Annotated in this window: 28 protein-coding genes; 11 read left to right on the top strand and 17 right to left on the bottom strand. The window is 75.4% G+C overall.

Annotated elements, in window-relative coordinates; all coding sequences use genetic code 11:
* Window positions 1-33 precede the first annotated feature (33 nt).
* From O2V61_RS12970 to mshA, 4 genes are all read right to left on the bottom strand, one after another.
* On the bottom strand, window positions 34-1,272 hold the full coding sequence (locus O2V61_RS12970; protein ID WP_269183720.1) for an aminotransferase class I/II-fold pyridoxal phosphate-dependent enzyme: 1,239 nt from the start codon (window positions 1,270-1,272) through the stop codon (window positions 34-36).
* 210 nt (window positions 1,273-1,482) lie between these two features.
* Complete coding sequence (locus O2V61_RS12965; protein ID WP_269183719.1) at window positions 1,483-3,042, bottom strand: MFS transporter; 1,560 nt, start codon at window positions 3,040-3,042, stop codon at window positions 1,483-1,485.
* Window positions 3,039-3,563 carry a YbjN domain-containing protein gene (locus O2V61_RS12960; RefSeq protein WP_269183718.1) on the bottom strand — a complete coding sequence of 175 codons (525 nt, stop codon included), beginning with the start codon at window positions 3,561-3,563 and terminating at the stop codon, window positions 3,039-3,041. The genes O2V61_RS12965 and O2V61_RS12960 overlap by 4 nt, the downstream gene beginning before the upstream one ends.
* Window positions 3,560-4,954: a D-inositol-3-phosphate glycosyltransferase gene (gene mshA, locus O2V61_RS12955; RefSeq protein ID WP_269183717.1), complete on the bottom strand. Its 1,395-nt coding sequence runs from the start codon at window positions 4,952-4,954 to the stop codon at window positions 3,560-3,562. The genes O2V61_RS12960 and mshA overlap by 4 nt, the downstream gene beginning before the upstream one ends.
* Before the next feature lie 111 nt (window positions 4,955-5,065).
* On the opposite strand from mshA, the gene O2V61_RS12950 reads away from it, so the two are divergent.
* Together O2V61_RS12950 and O2V61_RS12945 are read left to right on the top strand one after the other, a co-directional pair.
* Window positions 5,066-5,851: an SDR family oxidoreductase gene (locus tag O2V61_RS12950; protein ID WP_269183716.1), complete on the top strand. Its 786-nt coding sequence runs from the start codon at window positions 5,066-5,068 to the stop codon at window positions 5,849-5,851.
* Window positions 5,852-6,086: 235 nt separating this feature from the next.
* Window positions 6,087-6,278 carry a hypothetical protein gene (locus tag O2V61_RS12945; RefSeq protein ID WP_269183715.1) on the top strand — a complete coding sequence of 64 codons (192 nt, stop codon included), beginning with the start codon at window positions 6,087-6,089 and terminating at the stop codon, window positions 6,276-6,278.
* A gap of 89 nt (window positions 6,279-6,367) precedes the next feature.
* Here O2V61_RS12945 and O2V61_RS12940 read toward each other — a convergent pair whose 3' ends face one another.
* Both O2V61_RS12940 and O2V61_RS12935 read right to left on the bottom strand, forming a co-directional pair.
* On the bottom strand, window positions 6,368-6,643 hold the full coding sequence (locus O2V61_RS12940) for a hypothetical protein (RefSeq protein ID WP_269183714.1): 276 nt from the start codon (window positions 6,641-6,643) through the stop codon (window positions 6,368-6,370).
* Window positions 6,640-7,674, bottom strand: a complete 1,035-nt coding sequence (locus O2V61_RS12935) for a UDP-N-acetylmuramate dehydrogenase (protein WP_269183713.1) — start codon at window positions 7,672-7,674, stop codon at window positions 6,640-6,642. The genes O2V61_RS12940 and O2V61_RS12935 overlap by 4 nt, the downstream gene beginning before the upstream one ends.
* Before the next feature lie 40 nt (window positions 7,675-7,714).
* Here O2V61_RS12935 and O2V61_RS12930 point away from each other — a divergent pair, with 40 nt between their 5' ends.
* The 4 genes from O2V61_RS12930 to O2V61_RS12915 are packed head-to-tail and all read left to right on the top strand — an operon-like array spanning window position 7,715 to window position 10,481.
* Entirely contained in the window at window positions 7,715-8,560 is an 846-nt protein-coding gene (locus O2V61_RS12930) for a class I SAM-dependent methyltransferase (protein WP_269183712.1), read from the top strand.
* 29 nt (window positions 8,561-8,589) lie between these two features.
* The gene (locus O2V61_RS12925; RefSeq protein WP_269183711.1) at window positions 8,590-9,369 is read left to right on the top strand and encodes a maleylpyruvate isomerase N-terminal domain-containing protein; all 780 of its coding nucleotides are present in this window, start codon (window positions 8,590-8,592) and stop codon (window positions 9,367-9,369) included.
* 2 nt (window positions 9,370-9,371) lie between these two features.
* Window positions 9,372-10,232, top strand: a complete 861-nt coding sequence (locus O2V61_RS12920) for a spermidine synthase (protein WP_269183710.1) — start codon at window positions 9,372-9,374, stop codon at window positions 10,230-10,232.
* 45 nt (window positions 10,233-10,277) lie between these two features.
* Window positions 10,278-10,481: a PspC domain-containing protein gene (locus O2V61_RS12915; protein WP_269183709.1), complete on the top strand. Its 204-nt coding sequence runs from the start codon at window positions 10,278-10,280 to the stop codon at window positions 10,479-10,481.
* A gap of 27 nt (window positions 10,482-10,508) precedes the next feature.
* On the opposite strand, the gene O2V61_RS12910 is transcribed toward O2V61_RS12915, so the two are convergent.
* From O2V61_RS12910 to O2V61_RS12875, 8 genes are all read right to left on the bottom strand, one after another.
* Window positions 10,509-10,796 carry a DUF2516 family protein gene (locus tag O2V61_RS12910; RefSeq protein ID WP_269183708.1) on the bottom strand — a complete coding sequence of 96 codons (288 nt, stop codon included), beginning with the start codon at window positions 10,794-10,796 and terminating at the stop codon, window positions 10,509-10,511.
* A 156-nt stretch (window positions 10,797-10,952) separates the two neighbouring features.
* Window positions 10,953-11,753 carry a hypothetical protein gene (locus O2V61_RS12905; protein WP_269183707.1) on the bottom strand — a complete coding sequence of 267 codons (801 nt, stop codon included), beginning with the start codon at window positions 11,751-11,753 and terminating at the stop codon, window positions 10,953-10,955.
* A complete protein-coding gene (locus tag O2V61_RS12900) occupies window positions 11,750-12,250 on the bottom strand; it encodes a helix-turn-helix domain-containing protein (RefSeq protein WP_269183706.1) in 501 nt (166 codons plus the stop codon). Before O2V61_RS12900 ends, O2V61_RS12905 begins: the two co-directional genes overlap by 4 nt.
* 56 nt (window positions 12,251-12,306) lie before the next feature.
* Window positions 12,307-13,296, bottom strand: a complete 990-nt coding sequence (locus O2V61_RS12895) for an asparaginase (RefSeq protein WP_269183705.1) — start codon at window positions 13,294-13,296, stop codon at window positions 12,307-12,309.
* Window positions 13,296-13,862, bottom strand: coding sequence for an RsiG family protein (locus O2V61_RS12890; RefSeq protein ID WP_269183704.1), 567 nt, complete (start codon window positions 13,860-13,862; stop codon window positions 13,296-13,298). Before O2V61_RS12890 ends, O2V61_RS12895 begins: the two co-directional genes overlap by 1 nt.
* Window positions 13,859-14,725, bottom strand: coding sequence for a 3-keto-5-aminohexanoate cleavage protein (locus O2V61_RS12885; protein ID WP_269183703.1), 867 nt, complete (start codon window positions 14,723-14,725; stop codon window positions 13,859-13,861). Before O2V61_RS12885 ends, O2V61_RS12890 begins: the two co-directional genes overlap by 4 nt.
* Window positions 14,722-15,834 carry a CAF17-like 4Fe-4S cluster assembly/insertion protein YgfZ gene (gene ygfZ, locus O2V61_RS12880; RefSeq protein WP_269183702.1) on the bottom strand — a complete coding sequence of 371 codons (1,113 nt, stop codon included), beginning with the start codon at window positions 15,832-15,834 and terminating at the stop codon, window positions 14,722-14,724. Before ygfZ ends, O2V61_RS12885 begins: the two co-directional genes overlap by 4 nt.
* Complete coding sequence (locus tag O2V61_RS12875) at window positions 15,831-16,280, bottom strand: Fur family transcriptional regulator (RefSeq protein ID WP_269183701.1); 450 nt, start codon at window positions 16,278-16,280, stop codon at window positions 15,831-15,833. The genes ygfZ and O2V61_RS12875 overlap by 4 nt, the downstream gene beginning before the upstream one ends.
* A gap of 40 nt (window positions 16,281-16,320) precedes the next feature.
* Between O2V61_RS12875 and O2V61_RS12870 the strand changes: the two genes are divergently transcribed.
* The 3 genes from O2V61_RS12870 to O2V61_RS12860 all read left to right on the top strand — a co-directional run bounded on the left by O2V61_RS12870 (window position 16,321) and on the right by O2V61_RS12860 (window position 19,699).
* A complete protein-coding gene (locus O2V61_RS12870; protein WP_269183700.1) occupies window positions 16,321-17,166 on the top strand; it encodes an aminotransferase class IV in 846 nt (281 codons plus the stop codon).
* Between the two features lie 70 nt (window positions 17,167-17,236).
* Window positions 17,237-18,634: a Na+/H+ antiporter NhaA gene (gene nhaA, locus O2V61_RS12865; protein WP_269183699.1), complete on the top strand. Its 1,398-nt coding sequence runs from the start codon at window positions 17,237-17,239 to the stop codon at window positions 18,632-18,634.
* Window positions 18,635-18,961: 327 nt separating this feature from the next.
* A complete protein-coding gene (locus O2V61_RS12860) occupies window positions 18,962-19,699 on the top strand; it encodes a hypothetical protein (protein WP_269183698.1) in 738 nt (245 codons plus the stop codon).
* A 105-nt stretch (window positions 19,700-19,804) separates the two neighbouring features.
* On the opposite strand, the gene O2V61_RS12855 is transcribed toward O2V61_RS12860, so the two are convergent.
* Window positions 19,805-21,502: a DUF885 domain-containing protein gene (locus O2V61_RS12855; protein WP_269183697.1), complete on the bottom strand. Its 1,698-nt coding sequence runs from the start codon at window positions 21,500-21,502 to the stop codon at window positions 19,805-19,807.
* Between the two features lie 5 nt (window positions 21,503-21,507).
* Entirely contained in the window at window positions 21,508-22,080 is a 573-nt protein-coding gene (locus O2V61_RS12850; RefSeq protein ID WP_269183696.1) for an FABP family protein, read from the bottom strand.
* A 287-nt stretch (window positions 22,081-22,367) separates the two neighbouring features.
* Between O2V61_RS12850 and O2V61_RS12845 the strand changes: the two genes are divergently transcribed.
* Together O2V61_RS12845 and O2V61_RS12840 are read left to right on the top strand one after the other, a co-directional pair.
* Window positions 22,368-23,219, top strand: a complete 852-nt coding sequence (locus O2V61_RS12845; RefSeq protein WP_269183695.1) for an alpha/beta fold hydrolase — start codon at window positions 22,368-22,370, stop codon at window positions 23,217-23,219.
* A gap of 10 nt (window positions 23,220-23,229) precedes the next feature.
* Window positions 23,230-24,960 carry a putative bifunctional diguanylate cyclase/phosphodiesterase gene (locus O2V61_RS12840; RefSeq protein WP_269183694.1) on the top strand — a complete coding sequence of 577 codons (1,731 nt, stop codon included), beginning with the start codon at window positions 23,230-23,232 and terminating at the stop codon, window positions 24,958-24,960.
* On the opposite strand, the gene O2V61_RS12835 is transcribed toward O2V61_RS12840, so the two are convergent.
* Complete coding sequence (locus O2V61_RS12835) at window positions 24,912-25,877, bottom strand: NAD-dependent epimerase/dehydratase family protein (protein ID WP_269183693.1); 966 nt, start codon at window positions 25,875-25,877, stop codon at window positions 24,912-24,914. The two genes, O2V61_RS12840 and O2V61_RS12835, sit on opposite strands and share 49 nt — an antisense overlap.
* Between the last annotated feature and the right edge of the window lie 7 nt (window positions 25,878-25,884).

Here is a 25,884-nt window from a genome sequence, read left to right as displayed (position 1 = left end):
CCCCTCCGACCCGTGCACGGCAGTCCGGCGGCCTCAGGCCATCGCGCCGGCCAGCTCCGAGGTGCGCACCCCGCGGACGGCGTCGGCCACCAGTTCCCCGGCCCGGCGCAGCTGCTCGTCGGTGTGCGTGGCCATGACCGCCAGGCGCAGCACGCCCTGCCCGCGCGGGACGGCCGGGTAGCTGACCGCGTTGGTGTAGACCCCGGACTCGTGGGCCGCGGCCCATGCGCGGCGGGTCGCCTCGTCCTCCCCGGTGCGGACGGCGATGACGGCGCCCTTGCCGGGCAGTGGCGGTGCGCCGTGCTCGGTGAGCACCCGGCGCAGGAGGTCGCTGTTGTCCCGCAGGCGCTGCATCCGCTCCGGCTCCCGGCGCAGCACGCGGAGGGCGGCGAGCGCGGCGGCGACCGCCGTCGGGGCGTTGGCGGCGCTGAAGATGTAGGGCATCGCCGAGGCCCGGATGCCGTCCGCCACGGCCCGGGAGGTCAGCACCGCGCCGCCGACGCTGGCCAGCGACTTGCTGAACGCCACGGTGACCGCGTCGACCCGGTCCAGGACGCCGGCGGCCTCGGCGGCGCCCCGGCCGTTCGCCCCGAGCACGCCGAGCCCGTGTGCCTCGTCGACCACCAGCCGGGCGGAGAACCGCCCGCAGAGCCCGGCGATCGCCGCCAGCGGCGCCGACTCCCCGCTCATCGAGTAGACGCCGTCGACGACCACGACGGCCCCGGCCTCGGGGTCCAGGCGCCCCAGCCGCCGCTCCAGCGACGCCACCGAGTTGTGCGTGAACCGCAGCACGGTGCCCCGGCTGGCCGCCGCGGCGGCGTGCAGGCTGGCGTGGGCGTGCGCGTCGACGAGCAGCACGTCGCCGGGAGCACCGATGGTGGCCAGGATGGCGGCGTTGGCGTTGACCCCGGCGGAGGTCAGCACCGCGTCCTCGGTGCCGTGGTGCTCGGCGAGCTCCCGCTCCAGGGTCAGGTGCAGCCGGGTGGTGCCGTTGAGGATGCGGCTCCCGGCCGCACTGGTGCCGTACTGCCGCAGCGCGTCGACCGCGGCCTCGACCACCTGGGGGTCACCGGCCAGGCCGAGGTAGTTGTTGGTGCCCAGGTTGATCCGGGTCCGGCCGTCGTCGAAGACCGTGAGCGGCTGGGGTGCCCCGGCGGTGGGCACCGAGTGCGTGGCCATCCCCTCCCGGACGTGCCGCCGCATCATCTCCGCGCGGGTGCTCTCCAGCAGCGGGGCGAAGGGGTCGCGGCGGGTGGGGGCAGCGTCGAACACGGGCAGCTCCTCGCAGTGCGGCGCGGGGATCGCAGCCGTTCACCCCTGACCCTGGCGGCCAACACGCTCCGTGGTCAACGGGTACCGCTCAGTCCGGTCGAGGGTCACCCGAGCAGGCGTGGGAGGGGTCACTCCTCGACTCAGCGTGTCGGGCAGCGGGGCAGCGGCAGCCCGGGCGGGTGACACCCGGTCGCGCGAGGAGGGAGGAGCTCAGCCGGGCTGACGGCGGCCGGGGAGCCACAGCAGGACGACGACCACGGCGATGACGGCGGCGCCCGCGGTGCCGACGGCGGTCAGGTGCATGGCACCCACGAACGCCTCACGCGCCGGGTCCACGAGTGCCGCGGCTGCTGCTGCGGTCTCCCCGCCGGCTGCCTCGGCGTCCTCGACGGCAGCGAGGGTGGCCACGATCGACTCACCGGCCTGGTCCCGCGCCCCGGCGGGCAGGGCCTGGACGTCGTCCCCGAGCCGGTTGGCGTAGGAGGTGGCCAGCACGGAGCCGAGGATCGCCACCCCGAGTGCGCCGCCGACCTGGCGCACCGCGTTGTTCACCGCGGCCCCGGCCCCGGCCTTCTCCCGCGGGACGACGGACATGATCGACTCCGTCGCCGGGGCCATCACCGCACCCATGCCGATGCCCTGCAACGCCAGGTCGGCGAGCACCAGCCAGACCGGGGCGTCGGCGTCCAGCAGCTGGATGCCGGCGAAGGAGAGCGCGATCAGGGTGAAGCCGGTGGCGCAGACGGCCTTGGCGCCGAACCGCTCGGCCAGCCCCGAGGTGCGCGGCGCGGTCAGCGCGATGCCCACGGCGACCGGCACCAGTGCGGCCCCGCTCTCCAGCGGCGAGTACCCGCGCACGCCCTGGAGGTAGTAGACGAGGTAGAACGTCGCCCCCTGGAGGGCGAAGAAGTTGAGCGCCAGCGCACCCGCCGCCGCGGAGAACGCGGGGTTCCGGAACAGCGAGACGTCCAGCGCCGGGTGCGCGGTGCGCCGCTGCCACCAGATGAAGACGACGAGCAGGACGACGCCGGCGGTCAGCGGCCCCCAGGTCTGCAGCTCGCCCCACCCCTCGCTGCCGCCGCGGATGATGCCGTAGACCACCCCGACCAGCGCGGCGATGGACAGCAGGACCCCGGGGACGTCCAGCCGACCGGGGTCGGGGTCCTTGGACTCGGGGACGACGGTGAGCACGCCGACGGCACCGAGGGCGGCCACCGGGACGCCGAGCAGGAAGACCGCGCCCCACCAGAAGTGCTCCAGCACCAGCCCACCGGCCAGCGGCCCACCGGCGACGGCGAGCCCGGAGGCGCCCGCCCACAGACCGATCGCGCGGCCCCGCTCACCGGCGGGGAAGACGTTGGTGATCACGGCGAGGGTGGCCGGCTGGATCGCCGCGCCCCCGACGCCCATCAGCGCCCGCCAGCCGATCAGCTCCAGTGCGGAGTCGCTGAAGGCGGCCAGCACCGAGCCGACCGCGAAGATCGTCAGCCCGGCCAGCAGCACCTTCCGCCGGCCGATCCGGTCACCGATGACGCCCCAGCTGAACAGCAGGCCGGCGAACACCAGGATGTAGGAGTCGATCGCCCACTGCAGCTCGCCCTGGGTGGCGTCCAGCTCCCGCTGCAGGGTGGGCAGGGCGACGTTCAGGATGGTGTTGCCCATGATCACCATGAGCAGGCAGACGATCATCGTCCCGAGCACCCACCAGCGGCGCTCGTAGCCGGTGGGGAGCGCCGCGACGTCCGCGGCCGGGCGCTCGGTGGTGCTCACTCCTGCGGGCCCCGCGGCCGCCGTTCCGGGTCGGCGAACGCAGCGAACGCCTCCAGGTTGCGCAGCGACTCCCCGCGCTTGACCCGCCAGTCCCACTCGCGGCGGATCGAGGTGCCGAAGCCGATCTCCAGCATGGTGTTGAAGTGCTCGTCGGCGTAGGTGAGCACCGAGCCGAGCAGCCGGTCGATCTCCTCCGGGGTGATCACCGCGTGCGGCAGCCGGCCGGTCAGGTAGACGTCACCGACGGCGTCGATGGAGTAGCTGACCCCGTAGCTGCGCGCGTTGTGCTGCAGCAGCCAGGCCCACAGCTGCTCGCGGTTCTCGTCGGGCTGCCGGCAGACGAAGGCCTCGACGGTGAGGGCGTGGGCCCCGATGGTCAGCCCCACCACGGTCTTCAGCTTCTTCGTGCCGGGCAGCGTGACGACGAAACGGCCCACCCCCGGGTGCTCGTGCTCCAGCTCGGCGGCGCGCAGCGTCTCCTCGAGGACCGCGTCGAGTTCGGCGGTGCTGCGCTCGCTCATCGCCGGGCCCGACCGCCGAGGCTGCTCCCCCCGGTCAGCACCCGTACGGCTTCGGCGGCCCGGTGCGCCGGGCGCACCGGGCGCCGGCCCATCTCGGTCATCGCCGCGGCGTAGGCATCGACGAGGGAGTCGGTGGTGCGGTCCCAGCTGAACGCGGCGGCGTGCCGGCGGGCACCGGCGGCCAGCAGCTCCCGGCGGTCCAGCACCTGGCGGACGGCGCCGGCGTAGTCCTCCGGGTCGCGCCCGGCGACCAGCAGTCCGGAGACCCCGTCGTCCACGGCGGTGGGCAGCCCGCCGACCGCGGCGGCGACCACCGGGGTGCCGCAGGCCTGCGCCTCGAGCGCGACCAGTCCGAAGGACTCGTTGTGGCTGGGGACGACGGCGACGTCGGCGGCCCGGTAGTGGTCGGCGAGCTGCGCGGGGGCCTGCGGCGGCACGAAGCGGACCACGTCGGAGACCCCGAGGGAGACGGCCAGCTCCTGCAGCCGCTGCGGTTCGGTCAGCCCCGACCCGCTGGGCGCGCCGACCACCAGCACCTCCAGCCGGTCGCGCAGGCCGGGGTCGGCCGCCAGCATCCGGGCTGCGGCGTGCAGCAGCATCTCGGGGGCCTTGAGCGGCTGGATCCGGCCGACGAACAGCAGCACGACGGCGTCCGGGGCCACGCCGACCCGCGCCCGGGCGGCCTGACGGTCGCCGGGCCGGAAGCACTCCAGGTCCACGCCCGGCGGGATGACCAGGGTGCGACGAGGGTCGGCGCCGTAGAAGTCGACCAGCTGCCGGGCCTCCTCGGCGGTGTTGGCCACCAGCCGGTCCGCCTCGGCGACGACCTGCTCCTCACCGATCACCCGGGTGCGCGGCTCGGGCTCGTCACCCTCGGCCAGCGCAGCGTTCTTCACCTTCGCCAGGGTGTGCGCCGAGTGCACCAGCGGCACGCCCCAGCGGTCGCGGGCCAGCCAGCCGACCTGGCCGGAGAGCCAGTAGTGGGAGTGGACGACGTCGAAGTGCCCCGGCTCGTGCTGGGCCTCCTCGCGCAGCACCGCGGCGGTGAAGGCGCACATCTGGGCGGGCAGCTCCTGCTTGCCCAGGCCCTCGAACGGGCCGGCGCTCACGTGCCGCACGGTCACGCCCGGGCTCATCTCGACCACGGGCGGCTGCTCGCTGGAGGTGGCCCGGGTGAACACGTCGACGGCGATCCCGCGGGCGGCCAGCCGGCGGGAGACCTCTACCACGTAGACGTTCATGCCCCCGGCGTCACCGGCGCCCGGCTGCTCCAGCGGGCTGGTGTGCACCGACAGGGTCGCCACCCGGCGGGGCAGCACCGGCGCGGCCGGCTCGGGCGCGGCGCCGGCCCGCCACGGCGTGGGCTGGCGCGGATGGCGGCGAGCGGGCACGGAGCTCCTCCCGCTCGGGCGCCGGGCCTGATGCCGGCCTGGTGGGTCGCACGGCACCCGGTCGGGCACCCCTGTCGTGTTCTCAGTGTGCAACAGCGCCAGGATGGGCACATGTCCAGCCCCGTCACCCCGTCGTCCACCAGCACGCCCTTCGCCGGGCCGGGCCGCGTCGCGGTCGTCACCGGAGCCTCCAGCGGCATCGGCGCCGCGACCGCGGAACGGCTGGCCGCCGACGGCTTCTCCGTCGTGCTGGCCGCCCGCCGCATCGACCGGCTGACCGAGCTCGCGGAGCGGATCGGCGGCCGCCCGGTGCAGCTCGACGTGACCGACCCCACGTCCGTCGCGGCGCTGGCCGCCGGGCTGGACCGGGTCGACGTGCTGGTCAACAACGCCGGCGGGGCGTTCGACACCAACCCGGTGGCCGACGCCGACCTGGAGTCGTGGCAGCGCACCTACGACGTCAACGTGCTCGGCACCGTGCGGGTGACCCAGGCGCTGCTGCCCGCGCTGCGGGCCTCGGGCGCCGGGGACCTGGTGTTCGTCGGCTCGACGGCCGGGCTGGTCAGCTACGAGGGCGGGGCGAGCTACACCGCGGCCAAGCACGGGGTGCACACGCTGGTCGAGACGCTGCGGCTGGAGCTCGTGGCCGAGCCGGTCCGGGTGGTCGAGATCGCGCCGGGGATGGTCAAGACCGAGGAGTTCTCGCTCAACCGCACCAGGTCACAGGAGAAGGCCGACGCCGTCTACCGCGGGGTGCGCGAGCCGCTGGTCGCCGCGGACGTCGCCGACTGCATCGCCTGGGCGGTCACCCGGCCGCACCACGTGAACGTCGACCTGCTCGTCGTCCGCCCCCGCGCCCAGGCCGCCCAGCACAAGGTCGCCCGCGACCCAGCGTGATCGCCTCCGGGGCGACTCGGCCGGTCTGACCTCCTGAGGATCGATGCGCGCGGCAGGCCCCGGCGGGGAGACCGCAATGGCGGAGGCTAGTGCTCTGCTCACCCCCGGTGAGCAGAGCACAAGCGTCCACCGACCACCTCCGGGCGCGGGCAGCCGGGAGCGATCGCCGGCCAGCGGAGCAGGCGGTGGTCACCGGGGGTCGACGGACCGACACCGTCCGGAGGAGCATCGCCGCATGCACGGGGACGGGCGCGAGACGAACCAGTACTCCCCGGCCGGCTCGATCGGGAAGCTGGGCGACCTGACCGGGGGCTGGGTCACCAACCCTCGAGGCCGGCGGCGGGCGCTGCGCATGCTGCTGTGGCTGGCGGTCGCCCTCGCCGTCCTCACCGGCCTGGCGGTCGCGCTCGCCCTGCTGCTGGCCTGACCACCGGTCAGATCGCCTGGGCCGTCACCCGGCCGCACCACGTGAACGTCGACCTGCTCGTCGTCCGCCCCCGCGCCCAGGCCGCCCAGCTAGTCCGCGTTGCGGTGCAGGAGGTCGTAAGCGCGGGCGACCCGCGCAGGGTCGGCGGCGGTGCCGTTCTCCTCGAACAGCGCCTGCGCGTCGGTGACCTCGGCCGTGGTGGCGGTGCCGGAGTTCAGCACCCGGGAGATCAGCCCGGTCAGCGCGGCGTCGGCCTCCACGCGAGCCATCCAGCCGGTCAGCTGGGCGGGGTCGGCCGGCATCGGCGCGGGTGTGCGCAGCGCGTCGTAGAGGGCACCCAGCTGCAGCGACTCGTCCGGCCTCACGCGCGCACCGCGGTCGGCTCGGGCACCAGGGTGACGCCGAACTGCTCCCGCACCGCGGCCACCACCCGGTCGGCGAAGGCCATCAGCTCCGCGGCGGTGGCGCCGGGCTCGGTCGTGAGCGCCAGGCTGTGCCGCGACGACGTCCCGACCTTCCCGGCACGGGTGCCCCGGCCGTAGCCGGAGTGCTGCACCAGCCAGGCGGCGCTCAGCTTCACCTGCGCGGCGCCGTCGGCACCGATCCCGGCCGGCCAGGACGGGCACTCGGGCACCGCGGTGCCGACCGGCACGACCGGGTTGGTGAAGAACGACCCGGCGCTGCGCGAGTCGGGGTCGGCCGGGTCCCAGACCATCCCCTTGCCGCGGCGCAGCGCCAGGACGGCGTCCCGCACCGCGACCAGCGGGGCGGTCTCGCCCAGCCCGACGTCCAGCGCCCTGGCCAGCTCGGCGTAGCTGACCGGGCTCGACTGCGCCGAGGCCCGCAGCGCGAAGGTCACCGCGAGGACGACGTACGCGCCGGGCTGCTGCTTGAGCCGGCTGTCCCGGTAGGCGAAGCCCAGCTCGGCGGGGCCGAACACCCGCTCGGTGCCGGCCGCCCGGTCGTACACGCGCACCGAGGTGATCAGTGCCGCGACCTCCTGCCCGTAGGCGCCGACGTTCTGCACCGGGGTGGCGCCGGTCGAGCCGGGGATGCCGGACAGCGCCTCCATCCCGGCCAGCTGCTGGCCCACGGTGTGCGCGACCAGGTCGTCCCAGGGCTCGCCGGCCTCGACCTCGAGCTCGACGCCCTCGGCGGTGTCCCGGCGCGCGACGCCCCGGGTGCGCACCAGCACCACGTCGCCGGGCCAGCCGGTGTCCGGGGCGACGATGTTCGAACCGCCGCCGAGGACCAGCAGTGGGCGGCCGGCGTCGTCGGCGTCGCGGACGACGGCGACCAGCTCGTCGCGGCCGGTGACCTCGACCAGGCGCTCGATCGGACCGCCGACCCCGAGGGTCGTCAGGTCCGCCAGCCGGGCGTCGTAGCGTACCTGCACGGGACCACCGTAATCGGCGCCACGGCTAACCTCGTGCACCGTGAGCGACCACACCCAGCGTGCGTCGCTGCCGCCCGTCCGCAAGGCCCCCCGGCTGGCCGCCGGCCGCGCCCGCGCCCTCGGCCTGCCGACCCGCGGCACCACGAACGCCAACCGGCTGCGCCGGGTCGACCGCTGGCTGGTCGCCACCCAGGTCGCCCGGCTGCGGGACGCCGCCCGGCCGCTGGTGGTCGACCTGGGCTACGGGGCGTCGGCGGTGACCACCCTGGAGCTGGTGGACCGGCTCGCCCCGGAGGTCGACCGGCTGGAGGTGGTCGGGCTGGAGATCGACCCCGAGCGGGTGGCCGCCGTGGCCGCCGACCGCGACCCGCCGCGGGTGGACTTCCGGGTGGGCGGCTTCGAGCTGGCCGGGCTGCGCCCAGTGGTGGTGCGGGCGTTCAACGTGCTGCGCCAGTACGACGAGGAGTCCGCCGGCCGGGCCTGGGACACCATGCGCGCCGCGCTGGCACCCGGCGGCCTGCTGGTCGAGGGCACCTGCGACGAGTGGGGACGACGGTCGACCTGGGTGGCCCTGGACGAGGACGGCCCCCTCACCCTGACCCTCGCCGCCCGGGTGTCGGACCTGGAACGCCCCTCCGACCTGGCCGAGCGGCTGCCCAAGGCGCTGATCCACCACAACGTGCCCGGCGAGCCGGTGCACGCCTTCCTCACCGCCTTCGACCGCGCCTGGGCCTCGGCGGCCGGGCTGTCGACGTTCGGCCCCCGGCAGCGCTGGGCCGCCGCGGTCGAGACGCTGGCCGACGACGGCTGGCCGCTCGTGGGGCCGCCCCGGCGGTGGCGGCACGGGGAGGTCAGCGTCCGCTGGTCCGCGGTCGCCCCGACCTGACCCGGCCGCGCGTGCGGCACCATGGCGGCGTGCCTGAACCGCTGCTCTCCCCCGACGAGCTGCACGACCGGTGCATCGCCGCCGTCGTGCAGGACGGCGAGCGGATCGGCGTGCTCGCCCAGGAACTGGACGCCGGGCGCACCCCGGTCGCCGGCGGCCTGCAGACCGAGGTGCCCTGGGTGGCCGGCTGGACCGCCCGCGACCTGATCGCCCACCTCGGTGCCGTGCACCGCTGGGTCACCGGGATCCTGCGGGCCGGCCACACCCGCCCACCGGCCTCCTCCAGCGGCATCGCCCCGCCGCACGACGACCTGCACGGCTGGTACGCCGTGGGCCTCACCGAGCTGGTGGCCACGCTGCGCAGCACCGACCCCGACGCACCCGCCTGGCACATGAGCCCGGCCGCCAGCCACACCGCCCGCGACTGGGCCCGGCGGCAGGCGCACGAGCACACCGTCCACCGGCAGGACCTGGAGGCAGCCGCGTCCCTGGACCACGCCCCGGTCGACCCGGTGCTGGCCGGGGACGGGGTCGACGAGCTGCTGGCCGTCGTGCTGCCGCGCTGGCAGCACACCGCCCCGCTGGTCACCGCCCGGGCGTCGGTCGGCGTCACCGCGACCGACCTGGACCGCGGCTGGACCGTCGAGGTGGCCGACGGCGCCGTCCGGTGCACCGACGGCGCCACCGCGGACGCCGACGCCCAGCTGTCCGGGACGGCGGCCCAGCTGCTGCTGCGGCTGTGGGGCCGTCCGGCCGAGGTGACGGTGCACGGCGACCGGGCCGCCGAGGCCCTGCTGCGGGGGCGCTGACCGTGGGCCGGCGCGACCGCGGGCACCTCACCGCCCTGCCGGGCGCCACGGAGGTGGGCGGGGGGACGGCCGAGCTGCTCGCGGACGCCGACCGGGACGGCGCCTGGCAGCTGCTGGTCAACGGCACGCCGCAGTCGCACGTGGACCTGACCGACCCGGCGTACCTGGAGTTCGAGTACGTGCGGCGGATGGGCCACGTGCTCGACCTGGTCGCCGAGCCCGGCCGGCCGCTGGACGTGGTGCACCTGGGCGGGGGCGCGCTGACGCTGCCCCGCTACGTGGCGGTGACCCGGCCGGGGTCCGCGCAGCGGGTGATGGAGCTCGACGAGGCGCTCACCGAGCTGGTGCGCCGCGAGCTGCCGCTGCCTCGCAACGCCCGGGTCCGGGTCCGGGGGATCGACGCCCGGGCCGGGCTGGCCGCGCTGCCCGACGCCAGCGCCGACGTCGTCCTGGTCGACGTCTTCGCCGGCGCCCGGACCCCGGCCCACCTGACCACGGTGGAGTTCGCCACCGACGTGGCCCGGGTGCTGCGCCCGGGCGGCACGACGGCCTGGAACGTCTCCGACGGCCCGCCGCTGCGCTTCGCCCGCGCCGAGGCGGCGACCCTGCGGGCCGTCTTCGGCCACGTCGCCCTGCTCGCCGAACCCGGCACGCTGCGCGGGCGCCGGTTCGGCAACACCGTGGCGGTCGCGTCGGCGGCCGAGCTGCCGATCGCCGGGCTCACCCGCCGGTGCGCCGGTGACCCGATGCCCTCCCGGGTGGTGAGCGACGGGGAGCTGGACCGCTTCGTCGGGCAGGCCGTGCCGGTGACCGACGCCGTCGCCGAGCCCTCGCCCCCGCCGCCGGACGGCATCTTCGGCTGATCAGCGCGGAGTGCACCGGCCGGACCGTCGGCCTAGGGTCGGGCCATGACAGCTCCCGCATCCCGACGGCTCACCCGCGACAGCCGGCACAAGGTCATCGCCGGCGTGTGCGCCGGGCTGGCCCGCCGCTACGGACTCTCCCGCACCGGCCTGCGACTGGCGTTCGTCGTCTCCTGCGTGCTCCCGGGCCCGCAGTTCGTCGCCTACCTCGTGCTGTGGGTCGTCATGCCCCGCGACGACCAGCGCTGACCGCCACCCGCCCCGGGGGCGGCGAGCTCACCAGTTCGAGTTGCCCCGGGGCAGCTCGCGCACCGCAGGGCGGACGTCCACCAGGTAGACGACCGCGGCGATCACGGCCGGCAGGCCGAAGAAGCTCAGCGGCCCCTGCCAGAGGAGCAGCAAGGTCGCGATGCCGGTGATCGCCATCCAGCCCGGCTTGGTCAGCTTCCCCGCGGCGACGAACGCGGCCGCCGGTCGGATGATCGCGTCGACGAACGCCCACACCGCGAGGGCGAGGGTCGCGTACACGACGACGAGGTTGATGAGCCCGTCGATGCCAGCCATGCCAGCAGGATAGGCGCGCAGGGCCCCGCGGCGGCGCCTCGCCCCGCACGAGACCGGCCGCCCTGCCCCCTCGGGGTGGGACGACGGCGCCCCGGCACCCGCAGTCGCGGGCGCCGGGGCGCAGTCGGGCCCCGTGTCGGGGGCCGGGGGTGGTCGTCAGCTGGTGGGCTCGTCCGTGCTCTTCGCCGGGACTGCCAGCGGGTCGGGCAGCGGGTCGGCGGCCGACTCCACGGGGGTGACGGTCGCCGGGGTGGCCTTGGGGGTGCGCTTGGCGGTCGCCTTCTTGGCCGGGGCCTTCTTCGCCGGCGCCGTGCCCTCCCGGGCGGTGCGCTTGGCCTGCTCGGCGACCTCGTGGGTCTCCTGCTGGGCGGCGTCCACGGCCTTGCCGGTCCGGGCCTTCGCCTTCTGCGCGACCGAGGTCACCTCGTCGGAGGCCTTGCCGACGGTCTCGCCGGTCTCCTCCAGCACGTCCTCGACGGTGTCCTCGACGGCGTCGACGGCCCGCTCGGTGCGCGCGGCGACCCGGCGGAACGCCGGCTGGGTGCGCAGGTCGCCGACGACCTTCTCGCCGCGACCGGCCAGCCCCTCGATCGCCTCGATCGCCTGGGCGCGGGCGCTGTCCACGAGCCCGGTCACGGTGCCGAGCACCGTCTCCGGGCGCACGGCGGTGGCGGCCCCACGGGCCTGCTCGGCCCGGACCCGGGCCTCGGCCGCCGCCTGTGCGGCGCGGGCGCGGGCGGCGTCGACGCGGGTGCGCGCCTCCTTGCCGGCCAGGTCGGCCTGCACCTGGGCCTCGCCGGGCAGCGCCTCGGCGCGGGTGCGGAACGTGCCGACGACGGTGCGGGCGCGGTCGACGGCGACGTCGCCGGCGCCGAGCGCGGCCAGCAGGCCGGTGCGGACGAGGGTCTCGCCCTGCTGCTTGAGGGTCTGGTGCTTCAGGTCATCGGTGCGGCTCATGCCGTCTCCTCCTGGGGAGTGTGGGTGGGTGCGGTGGGGGTGGGCTCGGCGGCCTGCTCCCGGGCCAGCTGCGCGGCGTGCTCCCGGGTGTAGGTCTCGTACAGCTCCAGGAGCACCGCCTTGTGCCGCTCGGAGAGCGCCTCGTCGGCCCGCAGGGCGGCGACGGTGCTCGCCGTCCCCGACCGCCGGTCGAGGATCCCGGCCTGCTCGTAGAGCGTCTCCGCGGAGATCTTCAGGCCGCGGGCGATCTGCGCCAGGATCTCGGCGGAGGGCTTGCGCAGCCCTCGCTCGACCTGGGACAGGTAGGGGTTGCTGACGCCGGCCAGGCGGGCGAGCTCGCGCAGCGACACCTGGGCGGCGTTGCGCTGGTTGCGGATGAACTCACCGACCGAGGAGCTGACGTTCGTGTTCACGGTCGAGGCCTCGGCGGCCGCCGTCGCGACGCTCTCGCGGACGGCGGTCACCTGGTCCCGGACGAACTCCGTGGGTCGCTGCACAACCCCACGCTAGCCCAGCGTGCTAGCTCTTGCAAGCGGACTGCTAGCAGGGCGTCTCAGCCGAGGACGGCGGCCGCCCGCACCTCGCCCACCACGCCCTCGCCACCGCTCACCGGCGTGACCAGCCACCGGGCCAGCGTCTGCGCCGGCACCCCCAGCCGCTGCAGCCCGGCGGCCAGCGCCGGCGCCCGGCCACGGTCGCCACCGTCGTCCAGCTTCAGCGCCACCGCCCCGGCGCCCGGCAGCGCCGCCACGTGCACCCCGTCGGCTCCGCCCTTGACCAGCAGGCCGTCCACGGCCTGCATCAGCTCGGTGTCCTCCCGACCGGTGCCGGCCACCAGCCAGGGGTGTGCGCGCATCGCGTCGGCGACCCGGCGACCCGGCGTCCCCGGCTCGTCCTGCACCAGCGAGAGCACGCCGCGGGCCAGGCCGGTCAGGGAGATGGCGTGCTGCGGTGCGCCGCACCCGTCGATGACGACCGCCGCGACCGGCTCACCCGCGGCCTCACCCAGCCGCGCCTCGATCGCCTGCTGCAGCGGGTGCCCCGGGTCCAGGTACCCGGCCGTCGGCCAGCCGGCCGCCACGCAGGCGGCCAGCATCGCCGAGTGCTTGCCCGAGCAGTTCATCGCCAGCCGCTCCGGCGACCGGCCGGCCACCAGCCAGTCGGCGCGGGTGCGCTCGTGCTGCGGGAGCGCCGGCGGGCACCCCAGGTCGTCGGGGCCCAGCCCGTCGGCGGCGAGCAGCTCGCCGGCCAGCGTCCGGTGCTCGTCCTCACCGCTGTGCGAGGCGGCCGCGATCGCCAGCTCCCGGTCGTCCCGCGGCTGCCAGCCCGCCTGCAGGTAGGTGGTGGCCTGGACCGGCTTGTTCGACGAGCGCGGCAGCACCGGCCGGGTGACGTCCCCGACCTCCAGCAGCGGCGCACCGTCGGCGCCCAGCACGACCAGCGCCCCGCGGTGCACGGACTCGAGCACGTCGACGCCGAAGCCGGCACGCCAGACCTCGACGAGGACCGGCTCGTCCGCCCAGGTGGTCAGCTGCTCCCGCATCAAGCGCGGTGCCGGGACTCGTCGGCCAGCAGCTGCGCGACGTCGGCCAGGCCCTCGCGGTAGCGGCGGGCCAGTTCACCAGCGACGGTGTCCATCACCTGCTGCACCCCGCGGCGCCGCTCGGACAGCGTCCGCTCCCCCTCGCCCAGCGCCCGGGCGGCCCGCTCCAGCTGGTCGTCGGGCAGGGACGGCACGTCGGACAGGTCGACCCCCGGCGCCAGCCCGTTGACCCAGGTCTCGAACTGCTCCGGCGACGTCGGCTGGACGGTCTGGTGCCGACCGAGCCCGTGCGCGGGGCCACGGCCCTTCTCCGAGAGGATCTCCGGCAGCAGGTCGACCAGCGACCGGCCGTCGTGCTCGGCCCGCCGCTGGAGCTCGCGGCGGACGATGTCCAGCCGGCCCTGCAGCAGCCGCCGGGTGTAGGAGAGGTTGACCTCCTCCTGCTCGGCCCGGTGCCGCAGCGCACGGACCTCGGTCATCGGCAGCTCCTGGACGCCGTCCAGGAAGGACGGGTCGAGCAGCTCGTCGACGCCGGCACCGCCGGCAGGAGAGGTGGGGGCAGTCATCGGGAGACCTCCGCAGGGGTGGGGACGCGGGTGATGCCCAGCAGCTGCCGGGCCTCGCTCGGGGTGAGGGGCGGGCGTTGGGCGATCCGGGCGAGGCCGGCCGCCCGGGCGACCAGCTGGACGTTGTCGCGCACCGGCTCGCCGGGGGCGTAGGTCAGCGTGTCCTCCATGCCGACCCGCAGGTGACCGCCGGCCGACAGCGCGGCCAGCATCACCGGCAGCGAGGTGCGCCCCACGCCGGTCGCGGCGAAGGTGGCGCCGGGCGGGAGGAACGGCAGGCAGGCGGCCAGCGCCGCGGTCGTGCCGGGCATCCCGCCGGGCACCCCCATCACCAGGTCGACGTGCACGTGCCCACCGGCGGGCGGCCCGTGCCGGTCGAGCAGCCGGGAGAGGGTGGCCAGCTGGCCGAGGTCGAAGACCTCGTACTCGGGCACGATCCCGCGCTGCTGCATCTGGGTGTGCAGCTCGACGATCAGGTCCCAGGGGTTGTAGAAGACGTCCCGGCCGAAGTTCACCGTGCCCAGCGAGAGCGAGGCGGCGTCCGGCTCGGCGTCCAGCACCGCCAGCCGGGCATCGGCCGGGTCGGTGACCGCGCCGCCGGTCGACAGCTGGACGACGAGGTCGGTGGCCTCCCGGACCGCGGCGACGACCTCCCGGACCCGGGGCAGGTCGAGCGTCGGGCGGGTGTCGGTGCCGCGGACGTGCAGGTGCAGCACCGCCGCGCCCAGGGTCCGGCAGTCGCGGGCGGTGGAGACCACCTCCTCGACGGTCACCGGCAGCGCGGGGACGTCGGCCTTGGCGGACTCCGCCCCGGTCGGTGCCAGGGTCAGCAGGGTGCCCTGGACGCCGACCGGAGTGCTCACCGGCCGATCGTCGCAGACCGGACGGCGCGCACGCGGTCGCGGGCCGCCGCCCGGGTGTCGTCGAGTGCCGCCGGGGCGTCGTCGGGGTCGATGACGGCGACGGCCTCCCCGACCCGCAGGTCGGCATCGGGGGCCACCGACTGCTTGACCAGCGCCAGCCCGATCACGCCCAGCTCGTGGTGGCGCGCCACGCTGCCGACCCGGCCGACCTCGCGGGTGCCGGCGGTGACCGGGGTGCCCGGCGCGGGGAGCACCTCGCTCATCCCGTCCAGGTGCAGCAGCACCTGGCGGCGCGGCGGGCGGCCGAGGTTGTGCACCCGGGCGACCGTCTCCTGGCCGCGGTAGCAGCCCTTGTCCAGGTGGACGGCGCTGTCCAGCCAGACCAGCTCGTTGGGGATGGTGCGGTGGTCGGAGTCGATCCCGGCGCGCGGGCGGCGGGCCTCGACCCGCAGCGCCTCGTAGGCGTCCAGGCCGGCCAGCACCGCGCCGGCGGCCAGGAGGGCGTCGGCCCGCGCAGCCACCTCGGATCGGGGCACGAGCAGGTCGACGACCGCCGCCGTCCCGTCACCGATCGCCGGCATCCGACGCGCCCAGCCACCACCGTCCAGCGGCACCACGGCGTGCTCCACCGCCGGCACCGGCCAGCCGGCCGCGGTGAGCACCGCGTCGCCCTGCGGCCCGACCAGGCTCAGCAGGGCCCAGCCCGCGGTGCGCAGCTCGGGCTCCACCCGGAGCATGAACTGCATCTTGTGCAGCCATCCGGTCAGCGCCGCACCGGTGCCCGGCTCGACGTCGGCCCAGGTGGTGCCGGCCAGCTCGGTCAGCACGGCATGGTGCTCGACCCGGCCGTTGGGGTCGAGGAACAGCGCCTCGGTGCCGGTCGCGTCGGGCAGCTCGCGCAGGTGCTGGGAGGTGAGGTCGTGCAGCCAGCTCAGCCGGTCCGGGCCCGGGACGGCGACGACGTCCCGGTCGCTGCGGTCGACCAGCCCGGCGCCCTCGGCGAGCCGGCGCTGCTCGGGCAGTGGCTCGCCGTAGTGGGCCGCGACCGAGCCGCCCCCCTCGAGGTCGAGGGCGACCGCGCCGGGGCGCTGCAGCAGGGGGGAGCTCATGCGTTCTCCTTCTCCGCGCAGGCTCGACAGGTGCCGGACAGCGCCACGTGACCCACGTCGAGGGTGAAACCCAGCTGGGCGCCCAGACGTTCCGCAGCGCTGTCGAGCAGCGCCGGGTCGACCGAGTGGATCTCGCCGCAGGACTGGCAGACGACGTGCAGGTGCGGGTGCTGGGCGGCGTGGTAGATCGGTGCGCCCTTGCCCAGGTGGGTGTGCCAGACGAGGCCGAGCCGCTCGAGCAGCTCCAGGGTGCGGTAGACCGTCGAGGTGTCCGGGGCCGCGCCGTCCGGGCCGGCGTCGGCCCGCAGCCGGGCGCCGATCTCCTCGGGGGTGCCGTGCTCCAGCGCCGCGACGGCCGCCAGCACCCGCTGTCGCTGACTGGTCAGCCGCAGACCGCGGGCCCGCAGCTCGGCGGCCAACGGCGGCGCGCTCTCCGGTCCGGACACGATGCGGAGCCTAGTTCGCCGATGCGGCAGGGTGGACGTCGTGACGAGCGCTCGGGTCGTGGTCTGGCGGAACGGCGCGGCGACGGTGGTGGCGCCGGACGAGCCGGTGGTGACCGGGTTCGACCTGGGGCTCGGCCGGGGTGACGGCGTCTTCGAGTCGGTGCTGGTCACCGGCGGGACGACCCCGCACCTGGACGCCCACCTGGCCCGGTTGCGCCGCTCGGCGTCGATCATGGCGCTCGCCCACCCCGGGGACGACGCCGTCCGCGCCGTGGTGGCGGCCGGGGTCGCCGACTGGCCGGCCGAGGTCGAGGGCGCCTGCCGGGTGCTGCTGACCCGCGGCCTCGGCGACGACGGCCCGCCGACACTGCTCGCGCTGCTCGCCCCGGTGCCGGCCGAGACCCTGCGGCAGCGGGAGCAGGGCATCGCCGTGGTCAGCCTCTCCCTCGGCGTGCCCGCCGACGTGCGCGCCACCGCCCCGTGGCTGCTGGGCGGGGCGAAGACGCTCTCCTACGCGGTGAACATGGCGGCCCTGCGGCACGCGCACGCCGTCGGTGCCGACGACGTCGTCCTCACCTCGGTGGAGGGCCGGCTGCTGGAGGGCCCGACCTCCACCGTCGTCTGGGCCGCCGGTGGCCGGCTGCACACCCCGCCGGTGGACACCGGGATCCTGGCCGGGACGACCCAGGCCCGGCTGTTCGACCGGGCCGAGGCCGACGGGTGGCCGACGACCGTCACCCCGGGGTCGGTCGAGGACCTGCGGTCGGCCGACGCCGTCTGGCTGCTGTCCGGCATCCGCGGCGCCGCGACGGTCACCCGGCTGGACGGGGTGTCCCGCGGGGACGCCGGGTTGTCCCGACGGGTGCGCGAGCTGCTGGCCCGGTAGCCTCGATCGAGGTGCGCCGGGAAGTCTGGTCGGCAACTCTCTTCCCGACCCTGCACAACGGAGCCGCCACGTGACCACACCCACCCGCCTGTTCAGCCGGGGGTCCTACCCGGAGGCCACGCGGATCGCCGCGATCCTCCGCAAGGAGACCATCGGCGGGGCCCTGCTGCTGGTGGGCACGGTGATCGCCCTGGTCTGGGCGAACTCCCCCTGGGCAGAGTCCTACGAGTCGCTCCGCGACACCCGGGTCGGCCCCGAGGCGCTGCACCTGGACCTCACCCTCGGCACCTGGGCGGCCGACGGGCTGCTGGCGATCTTCTTCTTCGTCGTCGGGCTCGAGCTCAAGCGCGAGTTCGTCGCCGGCGACCTGCGCGACCCCCGTCGGGCGGCCCTCCCGGTCGCCGCCGCGGTCGGCGGCATGGTGGTCCCCGCCCTGCTGTTCGTGCTGGTGAACCTGAACACCGGTGACGGCGCGCTGCGCGGCTGGGCCATCCCCACGGCCACCGACATCGCCTTCGCGCTCGCCGTCCTCGCGGTGATCAGCACCCACCTGCCGACCGCACTGCGCACCTTCCTGCTGACCCTGGCCGTGGTCGACGACCTGCTGGCGATCACGGTCATCGCGATCTTCTACACCTCCGAGCTGGCGGTCACGCCCCTGCTGCTGTCGCTGATCCCGCTCGCCGTCTTCGGGTTCCTGGTGCAGAAGCGGATCCGGTCCTGGTGGCTGCTCATCCCGCTCGCCGTCATCGCCTGGGTGCTGGTGCACGAGTCCGGTGTGCACGCCACCGTCGCCGGGGTGCTGCTGGCCTTCACCGTGCCGGTCGTCCGCAGCCAGGCCGCCGGTGGCCCGGACGCGGGCCCTGGCCTGGCCGAGCACTTCGAGCACCGCATCCGCCCCATCTCCGCCGGGTTCGCCGTCCCGGTGTTCGCCTTCTTCACCGCCGGCGTGACCATCGGCGGGTTCTCCGGCCTGGTCGAGTCGCTGTCCGACCCGGTCGCCATCGGCATCGTGGTGGGGCTGGTCGCCGGCAAGACGCTCGGCATCACCGGGGCCACCTGGCTGGTCTCCCGGTTCACCCGCGCCGAGCTGGACGAGTCGCTGGGCTGGCCCGACGTCATCGGCCTGTCCATGCTCGCCGGGATCGGGTTCACCGTCTCCCTGCTCATCGGTGCGCTCGCCTACGGGGAGGGCTCGCTGCGCGACGAGCACGTGAAGGTCGGCGTCCTGGTCGGCACCCTGACCGCGGCCCTGCTGGCCGCGATCCTGCTCAAGTCGCGCGACCGCCGGTACCGCCGGATCGCCGCGGTCGAGACCGAGGACCGCGACCAGGACGGCATCCCCGACGTCTACCAGACCGAGGACGGGCGGGAGATCCGCACCGTGGACGACAAGGCCACCCACGACCCCGACTGGGAGGGTGCACCGCCGCCCGGGCGCACGGCCGGCCCCTCGTCCGACACCTGAGAAAAGGTCGTTGCCGAGCTCTTCTCCGCGTCGTACCGTCGTGGCACACGAGAGAGGAGGTGGTCCCGAAGTTGATGACTTACAGGACACGTGAGGTGGCTGCCCGCTAGCCGCCGTCCAGATGGGCCGCCCGTTCAGAGCCTGTGGAAGACCCACAGCACCTGAGCGACGGCACTCCCGCCCGTCCGTCGATGGCGGCAGGCGAGAACCGGACAGTCACCCGACCCTCGGGCTGCCGACGTTGTCCAGTCGGCCCGCGTGCCGCTCCCCACCACGGTGGGTACAGCGCCGCGGAGCAGCCCGGGGGTTGTCCGTTGTCCGGGGGAGGTGTCGGTCCTGCAGTTCACCGGCCGTTCCGTCGCCCTGGACACCTCGGCCGGCATCTGGCTCGCCGAGTCCGCCTCGACCGCCGCACCGGCGACCGTGGCCGCGCTGGTCCCCTCCTCGTTCGAGGCGGTGGCCCGGGTCTTCCACCCGGCCGTGCGCTACGTGGGGGACGACGACGTCGAGGTCCCCTGGGCCTCGGTCGCTGCCGCCAACGGCACCACCGTGCACCCGCTCATGCAGTGGGGCTCGGTCACCGGGGCGATGGAGTACTTCGAGAACGACGACCAGTCCCCGCTGTGGCACGGCGCCCCGGCCCGCGGGCACCTCCCCGCCCCGGTGGCCGAACGACTCGTCGCGGTGCTGTCCCGCTGGACGACGACCCCCGACGTCTGCTGGTTCGCCGTTGCCCAGGGCGGCGCCGTCATCGCCGACCACCCGACGCTGAGCCTGCCCGACCGCGAGTACTGGCTGATCAACGGCCCGGTCCAGCTGGCCGCACAGAACATGGCCGCCGAGCCGTTCGAGCAGAGCGCCAACCTCTGGTGGCCGGCCGACCGCGCCTGGTGCGTGGTGACCGACATCGACCTGGTCAGCACCTACGTCGGCGGCAGCGCCGCCTGCATCGCCGAGCTCTTCGCCGTCGACGGCCTGGAGCTCGCCCCGGCGGCGTTCGACCAGCGCACGACCTGGGACGCCGACCGGGTCAACCCCACCCCACCCGACGCCCCCGACCGCTGATGCCCCGACCGAGTCAGGCATAGGAGGCTTTTCACCCGGTTCTCGGCGCGAAAGTGGGCGAAAAGCCTCCTATGCCTGGGGCAAGGCCGTCAGCGGGCCGGGCCGCTACAGCTGGGCGAGCTCGGCGGCCAGGTCGTCGAGGCCCAGGCTGCCCTGGGAGAGGGCGGCCATGTGCCAGGCCTTCAGGTCGAAGTCGGTGCCCCGCGCCTGCTGCGCGGCCTCCCGGCCGGCCAGCCAGGCCCGCTCCCCCAGCTTGTAGCTGATCGCCTGCCCGGGCATGCCGAGGTACCGCACCAGCTCGCTGTCCAGGAAGTCGGCGTCCCGCCCGCAGTTCTCGCCGAAGAAGGCGCGCGCCAGCTCCGGCGTCCACGGCTCGCCGCGGTGCGCGGCGACGGCGCCCTCGGTGTCGTCGGGGATCGGCAGTTCCAGGTGCATGCCGATGTCGACCACCACCCGGACGGCGCGCATCTGCTGCGCGTCCAGGTAGCCCAGCCGCGCACCCGGGTCGGTCAGGAAGCCCAGCTCGTCCATCAACCGCTCGGCGTAGAGCGCCCAGCCCTCGACGTTGGCCCCGACCGACCCCAGCGAGGTCTGGTAGGACGACAGGTCGCCGGAGACGTACGCCCACTGCGCCAGCTGCAGGTGGTGTCCGGGGACGCCCTCGTGGTACCAGGTCGACACGAGGTCCCACAGCGGGAAGCGCTCCCGGCCCAGCGTCGGCAGCCAGGTCCGGCCCGGCCGGGAGAAGTCCTGGGTGGGCCGGGTGTAGTACGGCGCCGCGGCGCTGCCCGGCGGGGCGATCATCGCCTCCACCTGGCGCACCGGGCCGGCGATGTCGAAGTGCACCCCGTCGAGGGCCTCGATCGCGTCGTCCATCATCGCCTGCAGCCGCTGCCGGACCGGCTCCACGCCCTCGACGGCCTCGCCGTGCTCGGTCAGCCAGCGCATCGCCTCCATGGGCGTGGCCCCGGGCAGCACCTTCTCCGCCTCGGTGCGCTGCTCGGTCAGGATCCGCTGGTGCTCGGCCCAGCCCCAGGCGTAGGCCTCCTCCAGGCCTCTGCCCGTGCCGAGGTCCGAGCCGTTCCACGAGCGGGCGAAGCGGGCGTAGCGCTCCCGGCCGACCGCGTCGGGGGTGCCCGCGGCCTGGGGAGCGTAGGTGTCCCGGAGGAAGTCCCGGACGGTGGCGACCGCGGCGTCGGCGGCGGCCGCAGCGGCGTCCAGCTCGGCGCGCACCTCGTCGGGGCCGGGGGCGACCAGCCCGGCGAAGTAGGGGCCGGCCAGCCACTCGTCGAGCTGCCCGACGACGGTGTGCACCTGCCGCGGCGCGGCGAACAGACCCCGTGCGGCCCCGGCGCTCAGCGACTCGCAGTACCCGCGGTAGGCCGCCGGCACCCGGGCGAGCCGGCGGGCCAGCACGGCCCAGTCCTCCGGCGTCCGGGTCGGCATCATCGAGAAGACCTGCCGGATGGCGTGCACCGGGGAGAAGAGGTTGGACACCGCCCGCAGGTCCTCACCCGCCTCGTGCAGGTCCAACGCGGCGGTGAGCCGCTCCCGCAGCAGCCGGGCACAGCGGCGCTCGACCGGGTCGTCGTCCAGGGACGGGTCGGCGGCCAGCACCCGGTCCAGCTCGGTGAGCGTCGTCCGGATCAGCTCGGCCTCGGCGGCCAGCCCGGTGGGGCTGGTGTCGGGCAGCCGGTCGTCCCCGGGGCGGGTGCCCAGCTGGGTGGCGACGATCGGGTCCAGGTCGCAGACCGCGTCGACGTAGCGGTCGGCGACCTGACGGGGGGTGGCGGGCTGGCTCACGGGGCTCAACGGATCCTCTCCAGGCGGGCGGACATGGTCGGGCGCAGCGGTTCGTCGCCCGCCGCCCGGTCGACGGCGTAGAGCAGGGCGCCGTCGACGATGCCGTAGAGCCGCTTGGCCCGGCTGGTGTCCGGGTGGTCCGGCGTGCGGGCCAGGACGTCGCTGTCCAGCTCCCAGCTGGTCGTCGTCCGGGCCGTGCCGACGTAGATCTCGACCAGGCCGGCCGGGGAGCTCACCAGCAGCTCGACCTCCTCCTCGCCGCGGGGCCGCCAGAAGCCGGACTCCCGCTGGTCCGGGCCGGTCACCTGGCCGTCGTCGGCCAGCCGCCAGGTGCGCGACTCGTAGCTGAGGAAGCCGCGGCCGTCGTGGGCGAACCGGACCCACTGCCCGAAGCGGTGGTCGCCGCCGGCGCCGGCGGCCTGCCCCTCGCCGTGCCACTCACCGAGCAGCGGCAGCACCGACAGCAGCTCGTGGGCCACCTCGGGCCCCTCGCGGACGTCGACGGTGTCCGGGACGGGCAGCTCGGTCGGGCCGGCGACCGGCCCGTTCGGCAGGCCGGGCGGGACGGGGGCGCTCATCGGGCGCGCCCCGGACGCTCGGCGCGGGCGACCCGCCACGCCGAGGCAGCGAAGCCCAGCGCGACCAGCGCGACGAGGGTGATGAGCACCCAGGCGGAGAACAGACCCATGCCGTCACGGTAATCCGGGCCCCCTGCGCGCACCGGGAGCGGGGCGACCTCACCCGGCCGGGGCATCTCCGGCGACCGCCGACGACTCCGCTCAAGCGCGGGCGGCCACCGGCCGACGTAGGTGGTGCACGACGGATCTCGAACCCCGTGGATCCGAGCCCCCACGAGGTGGAGAGCATGTCGATGGACGCGGCCATGCGGCCGACCCAGGTCCTGCCCGGACCGGTGGCAGAGCGGCTGCACGTGACCAGCACCGGCGACCCGGACGGACCGGTCCTGCTGCTGGCGCACGGCTTCGGCTGCGACCAGGGCATGTGGGACGGCGTCCTGCCGCACGTCAGCGCCGACCACCGCGTCGTCCGTTACGACCTGATGGGCTACGGCCGGTCCGACGTCTCGGCCTGGGACCCGGTCCGCTACTCGAGCCTGGACGCGCACGCCGAGGACATCCTGGCGATCTGCGCGGAGCTCGACCTGCACGACGTCACGCTCGTCGCGCACAGCGTGAGCACGATGATGGCCCTGCTCGCCGCGGTCCGGGAGCCCGAGCGCTTCCGACAGGTGTTCCTGGTGGCGGCGTCCCCCTACTTCCTGGAGGACCCGGCCGACGGCTACGACGGCGGCTTCTCCGCCGCCGACATGGCCGAGGTCGCCGGCGCGCTGGACAGCAACTACTTCACCTGGGCCGAGGCGATGGCACCGGTCATCATGGGCACCCCCGATGTCCCGGGGAACGGTGCCCGGCTCACCGCCAGCTTCTGCCGGGTCGACCCCGACGTCGCCCGCCAGCTGCTGGTCATCATGTTCACCACCGACTTCCGCCCGCTGCTGCCCCGGGTCACCACCCCCACGGTGATCGTGCAGAGCCGCGCCGACGCGCTGGTGCCGCCCTCGGTCGGTGACCACCTGCGCGCCCACCTGACCGGCTCGACACTGGTCCAGCTCGAGGCCGTCGGGCACTGCCCGCACATCAGCGCCCCCGAGGAGACGGCCGCGGCCATCCGCGCCCACCTGCTGCCCCGGCGCTGAGGGACCGACCATGAGGGACTACGCGGAGCTGTGGGAGCACGCCCCGAGCGGGCACCTGCTGCTGGACGACGACGGCCTGATCACCGCGGCCAACGCGACCTTCACCGACTGGACCGGGCACACCGCCGCGGCCCTGGTGGGCACCCCGTTCCCGAAGCTGCTGCCGATCGGCGACCGGGTCCTGTACACGACGCACTCCCTCCCCCAGCTGATGGTCAGCGGCCGGATCGCCGAGGCCTCCGTCCAGGTCGTCGGACCCGACGGGTCCCGCCACCCGGCCCTGTTGAGCGCGACCCGCGTCGAGGGCGCGGACGGCCCGGAGACCAGGGTCGCGCTGGTGGACGCCCAGCAGCGCCGCCGCTACGAGGAGGAACTGCTGGCCGCGCGGCGCCGGGCCGAGGAGTCGGAGGCCCGGATCTCCCAGGCCGAGGCCGAGCTCGCCGAGCTCGTCCACCACGACGAGCTCACCGGGCTGCTCAACCGCCCCGGGCTGCTGCGGGCCCTGCGCGGCCGGCTCGGGGCAGCCCGCACCGACCGGGGTGACGGGGCGGTGCCGACCGTGCTGTTCGTCGACCTCGACGGCTTCAAGACGGTCAACGACGCCCTCGGGCACGCCAGCGGTGACGAGCTGCTGCAGGTGGTCGCCCGCCGGATCCGCTGTGCCTCGCGCGCCAGCGCCGACGTCGCCCGCTTCGCCGGCGACGAGTTCGTCGTCCTGGACGACGTCACCACCTCCGGCGCCGCCCGGGTCGCCGAGCGGCTGCTCGACCTGCTCGCCGAGCCGGTCGTGCTGCAGGGTGTGGAGGTCGTCGTCACCGGGAGCGTCGGTATCTGCGCCGCCGACGTGCCGGTGGCCGAGCCGGACGCGACCGAGATCGCCGAGCTCGTGCTCCGTCGCGCCGACCACGCCATGTACCGGGCCAAGGCCCAGGGCACTGGGCGCTGGACCGCCCACCACCCCGGGGACAGCGACCCGGGCGCCGACCGGCTGCTGCTCCTGGAGCAGCTGCGCAGCGCCATCCGCGAGGGTGAGCTGCGGGTGCACTACCAGCCCCGCCAGCACCTGCCGACCGGCCGGCTGAGCGGCGTCGAGGCGCTGGTCCGCTGGCAGCACCCGACCCGGGGGCTGCTGCAGCCGGCCGCGTTCATCGCCGCAGCAGAGCAGTCCGGGATCATCCGAGAGCTGGGCGCCTGGGTGCTGACCGAGGCCGTCGAGCAGGCCGTGCGCTGGGACACCGCCGGTGGGCCGGCGGGGCTGCAGACGGCGGTCAACCTCTCCGCGCGTCAGCTCGCCGACCCCGATCTGGTGCCGCTGGTCGCCCGGACCCTCGCCCGCGCCGGGTTGCCGGCCTCCCGGCTGGTCCTGGAGATCACCGAGACGGCGCTGATGAGCGACCCCGACGCCGCGCTCCGCTCGCTGCAGGAGCTCAAGGCGCTGGGCGTGCTGCTGGCCGTGGACGACTTCGGCACCGGCTTCTCCAGCTTCACCTACCTCAAGCGATTCCCGGTCGACGAGCTGCAGATCGACCGGTCGTTCGTCACCGGGATGACCACCGACGCCGGCGACCACGCGATCGTCGCCAGCTGCGTGCACCTGGCGCACGCGATGGGCCTGGTCGCCGTCGCCGAGGGGGTGGAGACCGCCGCCGAGCGCGACGCCCTCCGCGCACTGGGCGCCGACCAGGCGCAGGGCTACTTCTTCAGCCGACCGGTGCCCGCGGCGGAGGTGCTGCCCGGCTGAACCCCCTCCACGGTGGCCCGGACGACGTCGTCCCAGGGCGTCTCGGTCAGCCCGAGGACCGCGGTCGTCTCGGTGGCGTCCAGGACGAACTCCTGGTCCCACTGGTGCCGGATCGCAAGGATCTCCCGCATCAGCGGGACCGCGAGCCCGGCGGCGCGCAGCACCGGCCAGGGGACGCCGCTCACCCGGGCCGGCGGCGCGCCCATCGCCCGGGCCAGGTCGGTCAGCGCCTGCCGCTGCGAGCGCGGCGCCGGGCTGGGCACGTGCCACGCCCGGCCCCACGACCGGTCGTCGCCACCGAGCGCGACCAGGGTGGCCGCCACGTCGGGCACGTGGGTCCAGCTGTGCGGGACGTCGGGGTCACCGATCACCCACGCCCGCCGTCCGCGGCGCAGGGTGTCCAGCTGCCGCACCAGGTGGGACTGGGCGGCGGGGATGCCGGGGCCGACGAAGTCCGACGCCCGGGCCTCGGTGGCCCGGACCCGGCCGGCCTGGTGCGCCGCGAGCGCATCGGCCCACATCTGTGCGCGCAGCCGCCCCTTCACGTCCGTGGCGGCCAGCGGGCTCTGCGGCGTCATCGGGCCCGACGGGCGCCCGTAGCCGTAGAGGTTGCCCATGATCACCAGCCCGGCGCCGGAGTGCTCGGCCGCGGCCAGCAGCGCAGCCGCCACCGGCGGCCAGTCGCGGGTCCAGGTCGTGTAGTCCCCGGGGTTCACCGCGTTGTAGACCGTGTCGGCCCGGCCGACCGCGCTGGTCAGGGCCTCGGCGTCGGACGCGTCGACGGCCCGGTGCTCGACCCGGTCGGTGCTGACGCCACCGCTGCGGGAGAGCACCAGCACCTCGTGCCCCTGCTCGGTCAGCAGCTGCGCCGTCGCGGACCCCACCGGGCCCTTGCCGACCACCACGTGACGTGCCATCTCGATC

Source organism: Modestobacter sp. VKM Ac-2985, from assembly GCF_026967925.1.
Lineage (GTDB): Bacteria > Actinomycetota > Actinomycetes > Mycobacteriales > Geodermatophilaceae > Modestobacter.
The sequence above is the reverse complement of the archived record's forward strand: the minus strand, read 5'-3'. Positions and strand labels throughout refer to the sequence as shown.